This window comes from Halomonas citrativorans, assembly GCF_014898005.1.
Lineage (GTDB): Bacteria > Pseudomonadota > Gammaproteobacteria > Pseudomonadales > Halomonadaceae > Vreelandella > Vreelandella citrativorans.
On record NZ_JABUYX010000022.1, the window covers coordinates 15,548 to 32,485 of the forward strand.

General features: G+C 54.6%; 13 protein-coding genes. 8 read left to right on the forward strand and 5 right to left on the reverse strand.

All coding sequences use genetic code 11. The annotated features are described in order from the left end of the window. Positions 1-32 precede the first annotated feature (32 nt). Positions 33-1,103, forward strand: coding sequence for an asparaginase (locus INT20_RS14975; RefSeq protein ID WP_193054668.1), 1,071 nt, complete (start codon positions 33-35; stop codon positions 1,101-1,103). A 69-nt stretch (positions 1,104-1,172) separates the two neighbouring features. After that, positions 1,173-1,412, forward strand: coding sequence for a DUF2789 domain-containing protein (locus INT20_RS14980; RefSeq protein WP_172118460.1), 240 nt, complete (start codon positions 1,173-1,175; stop codon positions 1,410-1,412). Here INT20_RS14980 and INT20_RS14985 read toward each other — a convergent pair. Together INT20_RS14985 and INT20_RS14990 are read right to left on the reverse strand one after the other, a co-directional pair. Continuing rightward, a complete protein-coding gene (locus tag INT20_RS14985) occupies positions 1,409-2,074 on the reverse strand; it encodes a VTT domain-containing protein (RefSeq protein ID WP_193057205.1) in 666 nt (221 codons plus the stop codon). The genes INT20_RS14980 and INT20_RS14985 overlap by 4 nt on opposite strands. Then, positions 2,067-2,483, reverse strand: coding sequence for an SRPBCC family protein (locus INT20_RS14990; RefSeq protein ID WP_172118458.1), 417 nt, complete (start codon positions 2,481-2,483; stop codon positions 2,067-2,069). The genes INT20_RS14985 and INT20_RS14990 overlap by 8 nt, the downstream gene beginning before the upstream one ends. A gap of 280 nt (positions 2,484-2,763) precedes the next feature. On the opposite strand from INT20_RS14990, the gene queC reads away from it, so the two are divergent. From queC to INT20_RS15010, 4 genes are read left to right on the forward strand one after another with little or no spacing between them, the layout of a single operon-like run. Beyond that, entirely contained in the window at positions 2,764-3,474 is a 711-nt protein-coding gene (gene queC / locus INT20_RS14995) for a 7-cyano-7-deazaguanine synthase QueC (protein ID WP_193054666.1), read from the forward strand. After that, positions 3,474-4,118, forward strand: a complete 645-nt coding sequence (gene queE, locus INT20_RS15000; protein WP_172118456.1) for a 7-carboxy-7-deazaguanine synthase — start codon at positions 3,474-3,476, stop codon at positions 4,116-4,118. The genes queC and queE overlap by 1 nt, the downstream gene beginning before the upstream one ends. Further along, positions 4,118-4,951, forward strand: a complete 834-nt coding sequence (locus INT20_RS15005; RefSeq protein WP_193054665.1) for a 6-carboxytetrahydropterin synthase — start codon at positions 4,118-4,120, stop codon at positions 4,949-4,951. The genes queE and INT20_RS15005 overlap by 1 nt, the downstream gene beginning before the upstream one ends. Next, positions 4,948-5,232, forward strand: coding sequence for a YkgJ family cysteine cluster protein (locus INT20_RS15010; RefSeq protein ID WP_193054664.1), 285 nt, complete (start codon positions 4,948-4,950; stop codon positions 5,230-5,232). The genes INT20_RS15005 and INT20_RS15010 overlap by 4 nt, the downstream gene beginning before the upstream one ends. Before the next feature lie 3 nt (positions 5,233-5,235). Here the strand turns inward: INT20_RS15010 and INT20_RS15015 are convergent, their stop codons facing one another. Together INT20_RS15015 and miaE are read right to left on the reverse strand one after the other, a co-directional pair. After that, complete coding sequence (locus INT20_RS15015; protein ID WP_193057206.1) at positions 5,236-9,135, reverse strand: AAA family ATPase; 3,900 nt, start codon at positions 9,133-9,135, stop codon at positions 5,236-5,238. 30 nt (positions 9,136-9,165) lie between these two features. Beyond that, positions 9,166-9,822, reverse strand: a complete 657-nt coding sequence (miaE, locus tag INT20_RS15020) for a tRNA-(ms[2]io[6]A)-hydroxylase (RefSeq protein ID WP_087107350.1) — start codon at positions 9,820-9,822, stop codon at positions 9,166-9,168. Between the two features lie 518 nt (positions 9,823-10,340). Between miaE and acnB the strand changes: the two genes are divergently transcribed. Beyond that, positions 10,341-12,944 (forward strand): bifunctional aconitate hydratase 2/2-methylisocitrate dehydratase, encoded by a 2,604-nt coding sequence (gene acnB / locus INT20_RS15025; RefSeq protein ID WP_193054662.1) that lies wholly within the window; start codon positions 10,341-10,343, stop codon positions 12,942-12,944. A 184-nt stretch (positions 12,945-13,128) separates the two neighbouring features. Then, positions 13,129-15,015 (forward strand): glycerophosphodiester phosphodiesterase family protein, encoded by a 1,887-nt coding sequence (locus INT20_RS15030; protein WP_193057207.1) that lies wholly within the window; start codon positions 13,129-13,131, stop codon positions 15,013-15,015. Between the two features lie 50 nt (positions 15,016-15,065). Here INT20_RS15030 and ggt read toward each other — a convergent pair whose 3' ends face one another. Continuing rightward, complete coding sequence (gene ggt / locus INT20_RS15035) at positions 15,066-16,856, reverse strand: gamma-glutamyltransferase (RefSeq protein ID WP_193057208.1); 1,791 nt, start codon at positions 16,854-16,856, stop codon at positions 15,066-15,068. Between the last annotated feature and the right edge of the window lie 82 nt (positions 16,857-16,938).

Genomic DNA, 16,938 nt, shown 5'->3' on the forward strand with positions numbered 1-16,938 from the left:
GGCCTTCAAATATTTACGCCAGGAAATCCGTGATGAGTAGCTTCTCACCTTTAACCGCAACGGCTCCCACCCACGAACGCATTTTGGTTATTTATACGGGCGGCACCATCGGCATGCAGCAAAGTGCCAATGGGCTGACTCCCGGCGCGAACTTTGCCCAACGCATGGCGACCGCGCTTGGCAAGCTCCCCATTGCCCAACAGCAATCGCTTCCTGCTTATGATGTTATTAGTTATACCACGCTGATTGATTCCAGCGCGGCGACCCCACTTCAGTGGCAGCAGTTAGCCAGTGACATCGCCACCCGGTTAACGGATTACCGGGGGTTTGTCGTGATTCATGGTACCGATACGCTTAGCTGGACGGCCGCTAGCCTTGCCTATCAATTGCAAGGCCTAGAGCGCCCTGTCGTTGTAACCGGCGCAATGCGCCCCCTGGAAGCACCCAACAGTGATGCTCTTGATAATATTCATGGCGCGCTGCGGTTTGCGGCAAACGCCGAGCTTCAGGAAGTCGCTATTTATTTTGCAAACCGGTTATTGCGTGGCGTACGAGCTATAAAGCTGCACAGTGACGCACTAACAGCCTTCACCTCTCCAGGTTACCCGCTACTTGGTGAGCGAGTAGGCAATGACTTTGTTTACTACCCAAGCCGTGGGCTTGCCTCTCAACAGCGTGGCGCGCCACGCTTTGAACTCCCCAGCTACCAAGGGTTGGATAAAGGCGAAGTGGTTCGTATCGCGCTCTGGCCCGGTTTGGCCGCTTGGCAGCTGGAAGCCTGGCTTGGAGATTCACGCGTTAAAGGCGCTGTTATCCAGTTGTGGGGGGCGGGCAATCTACCTAACGATCCAGCTCTATTGAATGTACTGGCTAGCGCGGCCGGTGAGGGGAAATTGCTAGCGGCGATAAGCCTTTGCCCTGAAGGCAGCGTTCATATGGGAGCATACGCTGCGGGCGAGGGGTTAACAGATGCAGGCGTGCTCTCAGGCGATGCCATGACACCAGAAGCCACCTTTACCAAACTGGTCCATCTTTTAGCTCAACCGCTTGATGTAGAGACACAGCGGCAACGCTTTCTCGCTTCATTAGTCGGCGAACGCTAATAAGCATGGTGATATCCGTAATTTACGCTATGTTTAATCAATGCTAACCAGTTGACGGAGCCCGTAATTATGGAAAAACCGGTACATCTTTTTAGTGATCTTTTCGAACAACTGGGCCTGCCATCAGACGCTGAGTCGATTGAAGTTTTCATCAAGCGCCATCGCCCTTTACCCAAAGAGATGGTGCTTTCCGATGCGCCCTGTTGGAATGAAGGCCAAGCGGAATTTCTTCGTGAAGCCATTGAAGACGACGCTGACTGGGCCGAGCTAGTCGACGAGTTGGACGTTGCCATGCACCAAGGGAGTTAACGCGCTGGCGCCGCTTTCGAGCGGCGCTTGACCCAAGCACCAACAAGCAATAGTACCGTAAGAGCAACAAGCGGTAGCAGCACCTCAAACTGAAGTGCATTTTCTTCCTCTATCGCTTCAAGCGCCCCATGAATAGCGCTGCTGTATACGCCCCACTTAATCGATAGGCCTAGCGTTGCCGCAAGAAGAAAAATCGACAGTGGCACACGGCATAGCCCAGCTGCAAAGTTGATCACCGCGTGAGGAAAACCCGGCAAGACACGAAGTGCGCACTGGGTTAATAGATCTCCCCTGTCCTGAAGCGTTTGCATGACTTTTAGGGTTAGCCCTTTAGGTTGCCATGCGCTACGGGTACGTGCTGCTAACTGATGGCCACCCAACGCGCCCGCCACACCTCCAAGTGTCAGCATAATGGTGGCAACGACAGGTGGGTAAAAGGGGGCAATTAACCAAAAGCCAATACTCCCGGGCAACCCGGCAGCCAGGGTAACGGCCATAAGAACAACCACCCCAACCACTACTGCGGGATGATGTGTCCATTCGTCAACGGTATGCCTGACCGCCATTAAATCCGGCGAGTGCCAAAACCACATACACGCCAGTATGGCTATCATGCCAACAGCTATCGCCAAACGCCACACAAGACGAAAGGCATTACGCATTCAGCCTGGCCTCAACACGCTCAAGAATTTGCCGGCTCACTTTACCTACGAGCGGCTTCGCTGCTTTATTAACGGCTTTTTCCATAAAGCGATTATGAATTTCATAACCAAGCGTAAGTGATACTTCCGTTCCTTCTGGCACTTCACGCAGCCGGTAACGCCCCTGGTTTTTCACCCCATCAAGCGACTCCCAAGCCAGCGTATGGGGCGCCTGGATCTCTGTCACTTCCACGTCAAATGCCCAGTCCATACCTACTGCACGGACATGCCAACGATAGCGGTCGTCCCCCAACACATCAATGGAACGTATTAAATCAGAATAATCAGCAAAATCTTCCACGCGGCGCAATAGCTCAAATACGCGCTCAGGTGATGCTTTAACAATTTCACTGTGCTCTATGGTGGCCATGATCCCCTCGAACCGCTGAAAACTAACTGTTAACCGCTAAGCTACCTACCTGTAAGCCGAAGCACCATCTGTAACCGCCGGAAACGATAAGCTTAGCAAAACAATGAGCGTAGCATGCTGCTCAATTTATCGGGAATGACGAAGAAGGAGAGACGATCATTCAGACTACGGCTGGTCAGATACGTTCTCATTGCGTAAACTGCCGCCCTCCCGGACCGGACCCCGGCACTCCGTGCAGCCTTATCGCGCACGAAAAATTCTCCGACAGCGAGCACTATTTATGTCCAGTACGTTTTCTCTCCCTTCTACGTCACCGACAGCGACGGTGGTTATCTATTCCGGCGGCATGGACTCCTATACGGTGCTTCACCGCGCACTGCGTGAAGGACTGGAGGTCCACGCACTATCTTTTGACTATGGTCAACGTCACGCACGCGAGTTGGATGTGGCTACGCACGTGTGCCGTCAGTTGGGTATTCCTCACCAGGTGGTCGACATTCGAGCCATCCACGGTTTGATCGATAACTCCGCACTGACCAACGCCGACCAAGCCATGCCGACGGGTGACTACGCAGATGATAATTTGCGCGCCACTGTCGTTCCCAATCGCAATATGATTTTACTGTCCCTGGCGATTGCCAAAGCGGTCAACATAGGCGCTGGGCGCGTGGATTATGGCGCCCATGGCGGTGACCATGTTTTATACCCGGATTGTCGCCCCGAGTTTGTCGATGCCATGAATCACGTAGCGGGTATTGCCAACTTTGAGCACGTTACGCTGCATGCCCCTTACCTCTACTCATCAAAAGCGGATATTTTACGCGATGGCCTGTCCATGGGGCTCGATTACCAGCATACCTGGACCTGTTATGAAGGACGTGCGTTAGCGTGTGGTCAGTGCGGCAGCTGCCGAGAGCGCTTGGAGGCCTTTGCCGCTAACAATGCCCTCGACCCCTTGGCTTACGATGCGGCAGTTAAGGTGAATCGCTGATGTATCACGTTAAAGAAGCCTTTTACACGCTACAGGGCGAAGGCGCACAAGCGGGTCGTGCCAGCGTTTTTTGCCGTTTTAGTGGCTGTAATTTGTGGTCAGGCCGTGAAGTGGATCGCGCTCATGCAAAATGCACCTTCTGCGATACCGATTTTATCGGTACTGACGGACAGAACGGCGGGCAGTTCGCAACAGCGGCCGAGCTGGCTGCGCATATTAATGCGCTCTGGCCAAAAGGTAGCGCGAATGCCACCCCGTATGTGGTGTTTACCGGCGGTGAGCCGCTGCTCCAACTGGACACACCGTTAATTGACAAGCTACACCAGCAGGGCTTTGAAGTAGCCGTTGAAACGAACGGTACGTTGCGGCCCCCTCCCGGCATTGATTGGTTATGCGTTAGCCCCAAAGGTAGTAACCCTTTGGTCATTACGCAGGGAAATGAATTAAAACTTGTTTATCCGCAGGCTGACGCATTGCCCCCGGTCTTTGAGGACCTTGCGTTTACTCACTTTTTTTTGCAGCCCATGGATGTAAGCCCGTTAGGGCAACAGTCCGACACCATCGCCCAGGCAACGGATTACTGTATGGCTAACCCACAATGGCGCCTTACGCTTCAAATTCACAAAATCGCAGGGTTTGACTAATGGCTCTCTTTGTAAATCAGTTAACCCATATGGATGTCTCTGCCTGGTGCCCGACGCGCGGACTCATCGGCTGCAGCTGGCAAGTAGATGCACTCCTTGAAGGCGCCTTGGGTGAAGACGGTATGCTATTTGATTTTGGCGAGGTAAAGCCCTGGATCAAACACACTCTGGACAGCGGCCTCGACCATACGCTTCTGGTGCCCACGCAGGCGCCCGGTGTAAGCATTACTGATTGCGAGGAAGGCCTCTGCGTTCGCACCGAAACGCCTTATCCCCTGGAGGTTCGTGGGCCTGTCGAAGCCTTTAGCCTGCTTCCCTGGGCATCTATTACGCTTGAAGAGGTAGCGGCGCATTTAAGTGGCGAGTTGACCGCACAGCGCCCCGTCAATGTTGACCGTGTCACGCTAACGTTAAGTGATGAAGCTACAACCGGAGCAGCCTATGGCTATAGCCATGGCCTTAAACGACACCAGGGCAACTGCCAACGTATTGCCCACGGCCACCGCTCCAGACTCTCTATTTGGCAATCGGGCACGCGTCAACCTGAGCTGGAAGCTCGCTGGGCACACTGGCTGGATAACCGCTACCTACTTGAACAAGCGGATATTGAACACCAGGACGATGTGTTCTTGACCTGTCGTTATCAGGCTGCCCAAGGAGACTTTTCCATTCGCCTGCCAGCAGACCGCTGTGCGGTATTGCCGGGCCCCACTACCGTTGAGAATATCGCCATCTGGCTGGCACGTAGCATCGCCGATGAAAGCGGCCACGCCACACGCGTTCAAGCATTCGAGGGGATTAACAAAGGCGCCTTTGCGGAATTTACGCCATGAGCGAGGCAGGTATCATCGTTAAGCAAAGCGCTGGCTGCCGGGCGGGTTGCGGAGCTTGCTGTATAGCGCCGTCCATCAGCTCACCGATTCCAGGGATGCCTCAAGGCAAGCCTGCTGGGGTTCGCTGCATTCAGTTGGATGAACAGAATCTATGTCGGCTTTTTGGCGATGCAAGCCGCCCCGCCGTATGCGCCAACTTTAACTTTGATGCCAGCATTTGTGGCGAGCACCGTGATCAGGCGCTCGCCACCCTTGCATACCTCGAAACAGCAACGGGATAACCCCTAACCTTCTACACCCGCAGGCTGGGTCAAACGACGATCCAGCAGGCTCACCCAACGCACCAGCACCGGCGCATCGCTATGGCTAACATCATTCAGCAAATGTCGGAACGACTCTTTTGCAGTAGGGTCACCCGGCTCAATGTGCATCAACCATAGCTCAAGCGCCGCCAGCTCCTGGTGGCGGTTCCCATTTTCTCGGGATTGGCTGATGGCCATCTCGGCAAGCGCCCTAACCTCGTTCGCAGGATGTCCAAGCTGATGCCGAACACTCGCCAGCAGCGTCGCAAGCTCAGGCAAAAACAGCGTGGTACGCTCGCGGGCGATCACAAGGCATTGATCCAAATAGTCTTCTGCGACATCAAGCTCACCCAGCTCAATACAGGCATCGATATACCATAATGAGGGCCGCTGGTAGCGGTCGCTCCCTTTAAGCTCGGTCATCCGCTCAAGGCTTTCGCGTATTTGTGCAAGCCCTCCTTGATCCCCTGCTAACGCGCGCTGCCATCCCAACACCGCTTGGGCCGAGATTTGCCATAATTGCAAGTCGGGCGTGACGGTCATGGCTGCCGCCCTCTCAGCCTGGCGCGCCGCCAGGTGCACATGCCCTAACTGACGATAGAGGGAAGCCGCGAATAACAGCGACATTGCCAGCGTTCCCGGGTGGCCAATTTTTTCCGCCAACCGAAGCGCCGCCGATACTTGCCGCTCTGCCCGCTGATAGTCGCCCCGTAAACAGAGCGCCCAGCCTTGAAAACACGCTGCCGTTACCTGCGGGTGATCAGAGAACGGCAACCACTCAATCATCATTTGTGCATTGAGCGGATCAATTTCATCCAGATGATCGTGGGCCTGCTGGATACGTCCTGCCCAGTACTCGCATTGAGCGCGTGCATAATCCGCTAAACGGCGATAGCGCGGGTCTTCCAGTCGCTCCGCGATATCCGCAAGCGTCGAGGCAAGCGCAAACGCATCGGCATGCGCATAGCGCTGGCTGCGCCCTACCCAGAGCCCCCACTTAACCAGAAAGACCTGCTCAAGCTCTTCAGGGTCATCCAGCATATCGCTGCCGGACTCACGCAGTAGCTCTCGGGCGCGAACAAAACTTTCATGAGCGATGGGTGAGCCGTGTCCTTCCAGGGAAAATGCGGCCTGGCCACGTACCGTAAGCAGACTAACCTCGCGCTCTATCTCATGCTCAACATGGCGCAAGCTTGCCAACCCTGCGTCGGCCATCCGCAACGCCGTTCGGTTAGCACTGACCTTTAGCGCCTCGCGAGCAGAAAGCTCAAAATAGCGTGCGCCGCGTGCGTAATGACCGCTTCTACGCAAGTGTGCAGCAAAGTCGCCAGGATGGCGGCTAATCCACATGGGGAAACGCTCTTCAATTAGCGTGACGACCTGCTGATGCAGTTTGACGCGTACATCGCGCGGGCAGGAGAGATAGGCGGCTTCCTGAAGAAGCTGATGGCTAAACTGGCACTCTTGCTCACCGAGCTCTTTATTAACGGGTTCAATGATCTCGAGCTGACGCATATGCTCAAGCGCTTGCGTTAGTCGAGCGGGCTCCCAGCCGCTGCACTCCAACAAAAAATCCAGCCGGAAACGTTTGCCAAGCACTGCCGCCACGTGGGCAATCGCGCGGCCGGCCTCCAACTGATCAATACGGCTGGCTAGCAAGCCCAGCAGCCCTTTCGGCAGCTCATCAAATTGAATACTACGCCCTTCGCGACGGTCCATGTCCAGACGTCGGCAAATTTCCTGCATGTAAAGCGGCACGCCATCGCACCGCTCTATGATCTGGTTACGCAGCCGGGGGCTTAAATGTATGCGGTAGCGGCGTGACAGCTGGGAAAGCAGGCGTGATGATTGCTGAACGTCCAACTTACCCAACGTGATCTGCTGGTCCCAGTGAAGCTTAACCGGTAAGGGTTCACGGCCATGATGACTGGCAATCAGCATAAACGCCGTATTGATAGGCAAGCGCGCCTGAAGGCCTGCCAGCACTTTAAAGGAGGGCTCATCAATCCATTGAAGATCATCTATCATTAGCACCAGCGTACGTTCACTGGTTTTCTGCTCAATCAAGCGATGTAACAACTGTACGACCAGCTCCGCCACCTCGCCGTTTTGCGCAAGCTGCGCCACCTCTTGAACGTCCCTAACCCCAAGCGCTTCTTCAAGCAGGTGCTGTCGGCTCTTTTCTAAAAGACCCAAGCCCAGCGTTGCTTGCATGGCATGCAAGGTATCCAGCGCAGGTGGCGCATTTAGATACCAGGCCACCAGGCTGCGGGCAATACCGTAAGGTTCAAGTACGGATAATCGCGTCGTTGGCTGCCAACAAATCGCGGCATCGCGACTTAATTCAAGCTGACGAAACCCCACCATGAGCGCAGATTTCCCCATGCCCGAAGCACCTCGGACAAGCACGCTTTGGCGCAGCCCAATTCCCGCCCGCGCCAAGGCATCGCGGAGCGTACGCAACGGGGCCTCACGCCCCACCAGGCTCGGCGGGAGCGCATCACGCCCCCCCTCGTTTTGCCCCAGGACCAGCGCGCGCAGGCGAATACGCCCATCGCTTGCCACCAGCCGAGACACCAGTCGTGGCTGTAGATCAAGCGCGGGGGGCATGTGCTGGCTGGCCTCCTGAGAAATGACCAGCTCACTGCCCTCTGCCGCACTCATTAGCTCCAAGGCAACTTGCGTCACCTGACCAAGTGGGTCCGCTAGCTGACGCTCTGCCAAATAGACGACCCGCCCGCTATTTAACCCGGCGGCAAGCTCAAAGGAAGGCGGCTCACCTTCCCCTTCCCAGTGACGCGCCGACTCTTGCGGCAGCGCGTGTTGACAGTGTTCGTAAAGCGCTACCAGCTCCGCAAGCTGGTGTGCGGGCCCATGGGTACCAAAACAGGCAAGCCCGAGTCCTCCGGTAGCCCCAGGTAACCAGAACCCTCCCAGATGATGACACTGCTGCTCTAACCAACGCAGTAACTCCAGCTGCAGGCCCAGACAGCTACGCACTGCCGCACGCTCCTGCCAGTCGCCCTTCAAGCGCAGCCGAATCGCCATCACGGAGAGCTGGCGCAGCTCGATTTCATCGTCGCGCAGCGGCTTGCTATCCGCTGCCAATACGCGCGAAAAAGCACCCTGAGGGGACATGGCACGAGGGTCATGCGGCCCATCCGACCAATAACTTGCGAGCTGTAAAAAACTGGGCTCAGGCTGCTGCCCCGAAAGTGCTAATAGCTGTAAATAACCATTGTATTGCTCGTGAGCAGCAGCGATTTGGTTCTGCTCGGCAAGCTGGCGTACCAAGCGCTCATGAAAAGGTGCGTAGCCAGAAAAGCGGCTTACCAGGCCTTCAAGCATTACATCTGGCGCATCCTCATGGGCTTCCAGGACCTGCTCAGCAAAGCGAATGACGCGCTGACGCCATTCGTTGCGCACTTGTACGAGCCACCGCTGAAATTCGCTACAGCTGGTTAGCTGGAGCTCCTCAACGAGGTCCCCTTGATAGCAGGTCAGCACCGCTTCGAGCGTTGTTAGTTCGCGGGGGCCTTCCAGCAGTTGCTGCAGTTCATGTAAATCGATGCGCCAAGTCGCTGGCAGGTTAAAAGCGATGGTTTGGCGCGACACTTTCAAGACGTGATCAGCGTTATCCCCAAGCGAATGACGCAGGCAGTGCAGGGCATGGCGCAAGTTAGTTCTGCCTGATGAAAGCCCTTGGTCAGGCCATAACAGCTCGGCGAGCACCGAGCGGTTCACCGGCTGGCGGTGAAGCAGTAAGTAGACTAACAGCGCTTTGACTTTGTCATAGCTAAAGTGGGTTAGTACACCATCCCCCTGAGAGAGGGAAAAATGACCAAAGAGGATTAGCTGATCAGACTCACGAGTATCGCGCATGATACATATCCTGCCTGGGCTAGTGGTGTATTAAGCGGGTACACCACTATGAAAACGAAAAGCCGTATCGGGTGACGTTATCAGCTCTGCTTCCCGGGCCACAAAAAAAGCAATTCTTTCATCAATGGAAGCGTTAGTTTGTTGCTGCGCAAGCAGTAGATAGTCTTCAAAATGACGCCCTTCGGACTTAACCAGCGTGCGATAAAATTTAGCCAACTCTTCATCCAGGTAAGGAATCAAGCGAGCAAAACGCTCGCAGCTGCGTGCTTCTATTAAGGCGCCAATAATGAGGATATCAATAAGACGCTCTGGATCATTGCTGCGCACATGACGTCGCAGGCCCTCAGCGTATCGGGAAGCGGTTAAATGCTTGTATTCAACGCCGCGCTTCTCCATTAAACCCACAACTTGCTCAAAGTGCAGCAATTCTTCGCGGGCGAGCTGAGACATTTTGCTCAATAAAAGAGGTTGGTCTACATAACGATACAGCAAACTCATGGCCGTCGAGGCGGCCTTTTTCTCACACTGAGCGTGGTCAACGAGCAGTATTTCCGGGTTATCTAGCGCCCATTTAAGCCAGCTGTCGGGCGTTATGCAGGCAAGAAATTCATTTAAACTTTCGGGCAACAAGTCATCTGCTTGAAGCTTATGGTCTGCGGGTGTTAATTCCGGCAATTGCATTGACATAACGTTCTTCCGAGCATTTTTTCATAATTGTACAATATTTAAACGCCGATAGCGTTCACCTCGTTCCTGGTCCGCAAGAACGACGCCATGCCATGTCTCTTGGATACGTATTGCTGGCCACCGCTAATAGTAATAGCTAATTAGTAACAACAATGGCGCTCTACGCTTCGCTGTGAGGTTAGTTCAACTTGGAAAGCAACCGTAACGCTATAGCGTCCAAGCCATGGTAACGCGGCGCAACCGCAATCACACCTTTAGCGTGCTCGGGCCCACCACACCCTGCCAGAAAGTGCCTCAAACGGCCAAAACACAGGTCTTTAAAGCGGTATTTTTTGTGTATCAACACAAAGTACAACACCTGCCTATCGCCTTCTTCTTAACATTGTCGACAGTTTGCCGTAGAATCCATGCCATCCAACCAGACGCTGTTTCCAAGCGTATGTCATGTGTCCGAGCGCACGCTCAAACACCGTGAAAATGTGTGTTCGCCACCATAAAGCAGATGAGAGGGCCCCAACGTGCTTGAAGCATATCGCCAACATGTCGAGGAACGCGCCGCTGAAGGCGTACCACCCAAGCCTCTAAACGCCGAGCAAGTTGCCGCCTTAATTGAGCTGCTAAAAACCCCACCGGCGGGTGAAGAGGAATTTGTTCTTGACCTGATCACCAACCGGGTTCCGCCGGGCGTCGATGAAGCCGCTTATGTGAAAGCGGGCTTTCTTACTGCCATCGCCAAGGGCGAAGCAACCTCTCCGCTGATCGATAAAATCCACGCGGTTAAGCTGCTGGGCACCATGCAAGGCGGTTACAACATCGTCTCCATGGTAGAGCTATTGGATAACGAAGAGTTAGCGCGTGAAGCCGGCGAACAGCTCAAGCATACCCTGCTGATGTTTGATGCCTTTCATGATGTTGAAGAGCGCGCCAAAAAGGGTAACAGCGTTGCCAAAGACGTTATTCAGTCCTGGGCAGAAGCAGAGTGGTACCTCTCCAAGCCTGCTTTAGAAGAAAAAATCACCCTAACCGTCTTTAAGGTGCCGGGTGAAACCAACACGGATGATCTGTCACCAGCACCCGATGCCTGGTCGCGCCCCGATATCCCGCTGCACGCTAATGCCATGCTCAAAAACGAGCGTGACGGCATTGTGCCTGAAGTACCGGGCTCCATGGGTCCGCTCAAGCAAATTGAAGAAGTCAAAGCCAAAGGCTTCCCGGTTGCTTATGTCGGTGATGTTGTGGGTACGGGCTCTTCACGTAAATCAGCCACTAACTCCGTGCTGTGGTTCTTTGGTGACGATATCCCTTACGTTCCCAACAAGCGCGCGGGCGGCTTCTGTTTTGGTAGCAAAATTGCTCCGATCTTCTTTAACACCATGGAAGATTCTGGCGCACTCCCGATTGAACTGGACGTATCAAAGCTGGAAATGGGCGATGTCATTGACGTCTACCCCTACGAAGGCAAGGTATGCAAGCACGGCACTGATGAAGTGCTCACCACGTTTGCGTTGAAAACGCAGTTGATCCTTGACGAAGTACGCGCTGGCGGCCGTATTCCTCTGATCATCGGCCGCGGCCTGACGGGCAAAGCACGTGAGTCCCTTGGCCTTGAGCCTTCTGATGTATTCCGCCTCCCGGAACAGCCCAAAGACACCGGCAAGGGCTTTACCCTGGCGCAGAAAATGGTCGGTAAGGCGTGCGGCCTGGAAGGCGTTCGTCCGGGGATGTACTGCGAGCCCAAAATGTCCACCGTCGGCTCCCAGGATACCACTGGCCCGATGACACGTGACGAGCTGAAAGACCTGGCATGCCTGGGCTTCCAAGCGGACCTGGTGATGCAGTCATTCTGCCACACGGCGGCCTATCCGAAGCCGGTGGACGTAGACACTCACCACACGCTGCCTGACTTCATTATGAACCGCGGCGGTGTATCGCTGCGTCCTGGCGACGGCATCATCCACAGCTGGCTGAACCGCATGCTGCTGCCAGACACAGTAGGTACCGGTGGCGACTCGCACACTCGCTTCCCGCTGGGCATCTCGTTCCCGGCTGGTTCTGGCCTGGTAGCTTTCGCTGCTGCCACCGGCGTTATGCCGCTGGATATGCCGGAATCCGTACTGGTACGCTTTAAAGGCAAGCGCCAGCCTGGCGTTACCCTGCGTGACCTGGTTCACGCCATTCCGCTTTACGGCATCAAGCAAGGTCTTCTGACCGTTGACAAGGCCAACAAGAAGAATGCGTTCTCTGGCCGCGTACTGGAAATTGAAGGCCTTGAAGACTTAACGGTCGAGCAGGCGTTTGAGCTTTCCGACGCCTCTGCTGAGCGCTCTGCCGCTGGCTGTACTATTACGCTGTCTGATGAGAGTGTGACCGAGTACTTGAAATCCAACATCACACTGCTGAAGTGGATGATTGCCAACGGCTATGGCGATGAGCGTACTATCAGCCGTCGTATCGAGGGTATGGAAGCGTGGCTTGCCGACCCGAGCCTGATGCGTGCCGATGCGGACGCCGAATACGCCGAAGTCATCGAAATTGACCTGTCCGAGATTAAAGAGCCTGTGCTTTGCGCACCTAACGATCCTGACGACGCTCGTTTGCTGTCAGACGTTGCGGGCGAAAAGATTGATGAAGTATTTATCGGCTCGTGCATGACCAACATTGGTCATTTCCGCGCAGCGGGTAAACTACTTGAAAAGCAGCCTGCAGGCAGTCTAAAAACTCGCCTGTGGCTGGCACCGCCGACCAAAATGGATCAGCACCAGCTGACCGAAGAGGGTTACTACGGCATTTATGGTCGTGCCGGTGCGCGTATGGAAATGCCGGGATGCTCGCTGTGTATGGGTAACCAGGCACGCGTTGCGGCAAAAAGCACCGTTGTGTCTACGTCTACACGTAACTTCCCGAACCGTCTGGGCGATGGTGCCAACGTGTACCTTGCCTCGGCGGAACTCGCCGCGGTTGCCGCGGTGGAAGGTCGCCTGCCAAGCGTTGAAGAGTATCAGCGTTACATGAGTGAATTTGACGCCATGGCAGGAGAGATCTATCGTTATATGAACTTCCACGAAATTGAGGAGTATCAGAAAATCGCCTCAAACGTGATTCCGGTTGCTCAAGAAGCGTAACCACCCTATCGCCGATGCTCGCACCATCACAGACTTAATGAAGTTTCGTTAATTCTGAGACGATGACCGAACGCCCCACAACCTCTCGTTGTGGGGCGTTTTTATTACCGCAAGAGGTCGTCGACTTGCGAGGGCTTCCGGATACTGCCACTCTGTTAGTTCATCCTTATGATTTAAAAAGACAATGCAGCCACTGACACATCTTGGCTCGGCCTTAATGAAGACACTGCGCGATCATCTACGCCCCTTGATCGCCTATCATTTGTTTTTTACCTTACTTGCCTCTGCCCTGTTATTACCCGTGATTGGGTGGATAACCCAAGGTCTGCTCGCTCAATTAAAGCGTACAGTGATTACCAATGACGAGCTGATCAGCCTGCTGTTTAGCCCGCTGGGCCTAGCTTGCATGCTGGTCGGCCTGGTTTTCATCTTTCTCATTCTTTACTGGCAACAGGCTGGTATGCTCCAGGTCGCCGTTCGACCTCGAGGCAATCATTACCGGTTAGCCTTTGATGCACTCTGGTTAAGCGTTCGTCGCCTCCCCGCGCTGGCAGGATTAGTCGTGTTACAGGTGGGCACGCACCTTTTACTGCTGGCCCCTTTCATGGCCGCACTTGCATGGCTTTATAGTGTTTGGCTAAGCGGCCTGGACCCTTACTATTTACAGCGCGTCATGCCACCTGTGCTTTGGTACTTTATTGCCTGCGCGCTGCCGCTTGTAGTGGCCTGGCTAAGCTTGGCGGCCTGGCTTTATCTGCGTTGGCTGTTGGCGCTTCCGTTAGTGGCACTTGATAACTGCAGCCCGTTACGCGCCTTGACGCGCAGTTTTCATTTAACCAAAGGCTGGCACCGCTCCATTGGCGCGGCCGTGCTCATCCTGCTACTGCTCATTATTGCGCTACCTGTTATCACCACCATCGCCTTTGATGCACTGGTGACGCCGCTCCTCTGGTGGTTACCAGAACACAATGCGTTTCTAATTCCCATCATGTTTGCCTATTTAACAGGCTATCTGCTACTAACCCTCGCCGTTACCTTTATCGGTATTGCGGCTAACGCACTGCTTTCTGCTTGTTTGTACCTTCAGTTAGCGCATCACAAGATGCGCCCTGCTCCTCCATCAAAAATCGTCCTCCCGGGCCGATTTGCCTGGGCGGTTGAACTTAGCGTATTGCTACTGGCCGCCTTACAAGCCTGGTGGATCCTGAATAGTTTTGAGCTACGCGACAATGTAAAGGTGTTCGCGCACCGTGGTAGTTCAATGGTCGCCCCCGAAAACACCCTGGCCGCGGTTGACCAGGCCATCGTCGATAAGGCTGACGCCGTAGAGCTGGATGTTCGCTTATCCGCCGATGGGCAGGTCATGATTTACCATGACCGGAGCCTGGCAAGATTAACCGGTGATAACAGAGAATTCGGCGACTTAACACGTGAAGAGCTTAGTCAGTACGATATAGGCAGTTGGTTCGGTGATGCTTTTCAAAACGAGCCTATCGCAGGCCTGGATGAGGTACTCGAACGCGTGCGTGGCCATGCCGGGTTGATGATCGACATGAAAGCGCTGCCCGGCGAGGAACAAGCACTTGCTGATGCAGTCATTGCCCTGCTGCGTGCTGAAACCGATATGCGCTATGCCTGCTGGGCTAAAAGCAGTCATCCTATAACAGCGTATGGCGAGTGCGGCTTTCCCAATGCAATGCTGGAGATGCGGGTAGCCACGATGACGCCAGCACTGACTGCCCACATTAAACGCCAGGCGCCTGAACTACGCGTCACACTGCTGGCACAATTAATCCTGCCAGGCACACTGGACCGTCGAAGTTTCGATGCCCTGGGACTTCGCCATAACCGCATTACAGCAGAGGAAGTGCGTCTTGCAGCGCTTTATGGCTATGAGATACATGCCTGGACAGTTAATGACCGGGCAAGAATGTCCACACTGATCGATTTAGGGGTTGATGCGATTATTACCGACTATCCCGAGCGTTTACGTGAATTGATTGAAGAGCGGCGAGCGTTAAGCGATGGGGAACTTCTGTTGGTGAGGCTGCGCAATTGGCTACGTCAGTGACGTGTACTTAAACACGCCACTGACAGCTCATTTCGTAAAGCCAAGTGGGATCAATCGCCCATAACAACGCCTTCGCGACGCGGGTCGGCACCGCCAAACAGCGTCCCATCCTCCAGCCTACGGATAGCCTGAAGCCCACTGGTTAGCTCTCTTTCACTGATGGTATGACCGTACTCCTCAAGCACTTCCAGGGTCGCTTCGGGGAAGCCTCCCTCTTCCAAATAAACATCGCCTCCCATGGTAATGGCGTGAGGCAAATTGAGCGCTTCTTGTGCACTCATCCCCCAATCACGCATCGCCACTAACGTGCGGGCGGTGTAATGAATAATAGCCGCACCACCCGGCGATCCCAGGCTTGCCACCAGTTCGCCCGACTCTTTATCGAAGACGAGTGTTGGGCTCATGCTTGAACGCGGACGCTTGCCAGGCTCAACCCGATTAGCAACCAGCTCGCCGTCCACCTCTGGGGTAAACGAAAAGTCGGTCAACTCGTTATTAAGCAGGTACCCACCCGGCAGCCCGGTTCCTCCATCGGCAAGGATGCGCGAACCAAACGCCTGCTCAATAGACGTGGTCATCGCCACGGCATTGCCTTCAGCATCAATAATACTGATATGGCTAGTGCCATATTTCGGCTGATCCGGCTGTGAGGCAAAGCTAACGTCAAGCTCACCAGGGTTTCCTGGCTCCGCACTATCGCCCATGCTGGTGTCGCCAATTAACTTACTACGCTCTGAAAGATAGTCAGGCGCCAGCATTAATGACCAGTCCCCACCCGGCGCCTCTACGAACTCAGGGTCCGCGATATAACGTCCGCGATCAGCGAAGGCCAGCCGAGAAGCCTCCAAAAACTGATGCAGCCAACCACTGCTGGATACGCCGTTATCCAAGGGTGCTTCCAACAACGGCTGCTGATCTAAAAGGCCCAGTATTTGCATAATGGTAATATGCCCAGACGAAGGCGGAGGAAATCCGCACACTTCCCACTGTTGCCATGGCGTACACAGCGGTTCCCGCTCAATTGTCTGGTAGCCGCCAACATCCTCAAGGGTCATGCTGCCTGGCCGCACCGGATGGTTCTGTACACGATTTACTAAATCCTCAGCAATGTCGCCCTCATAAAAGGCCGCGCTGCCGTTGGTCGCAATTTGGCGCAATATGCTCGCCAACGCCGGGTTTTTTAACGTGTCGCCAACCGCTAGCGGCTCGCCGTTAGGCTGGTAATAGAAGCTCTCGGCGAGCGGGTCACTACGTAACGCTTCATCATTGGCAAGGCTGGTGTGCAGCCGTTGACTAACGGCAAACCCTTCCTCGGCAAGCGTAATAGCGGGTTCAAAAAGCGCCTCCCAAGCCAACTGGCCGTGCTCTTTATGTGCTTGTTCCAACATTCGCACCGTGCCTGGCACACCAACAGAAAGTCCACTGGCTACCGCATCTGCAAAGGGCAGCGGCTCGCCATTTTCCATGAACAGTTCCCCTGTCACCGCACCAGGCGCTGTCTCTCGGCCGTCGTAAGCCTGAACGTTTGAGCCATCATAGAACATTAAAAAAGCACCACCGCCAATGCCGCTGGACTGAGGCTCGACCAGTGTTAATACCATTTGCACAGCGATAGCAGCGTCAATGGCATTACCACCATTTGCCAACACTTGATAGCCTGCATCCGTTGCCAACGGGTTAGCCGCCGCAACTGCAAACGACTCCGCCTCCCAGCCGGGTTTTTCCTCATACCCCGACCCAACTTCTGGCGTTATAGAGGGGGTTTCATAGCTAAACCCAAAGCTATAGACCGGCACTAACAGCAATCCTGATAGTGCTAATTTAATCCTTTTTGGGGACATTACACTGCCCTCTCGCATCCTGGGAAATATCAAGTAAGTAACCACACAACAGAGTAGCCTATAAAACGCATGCGCCCGGCAC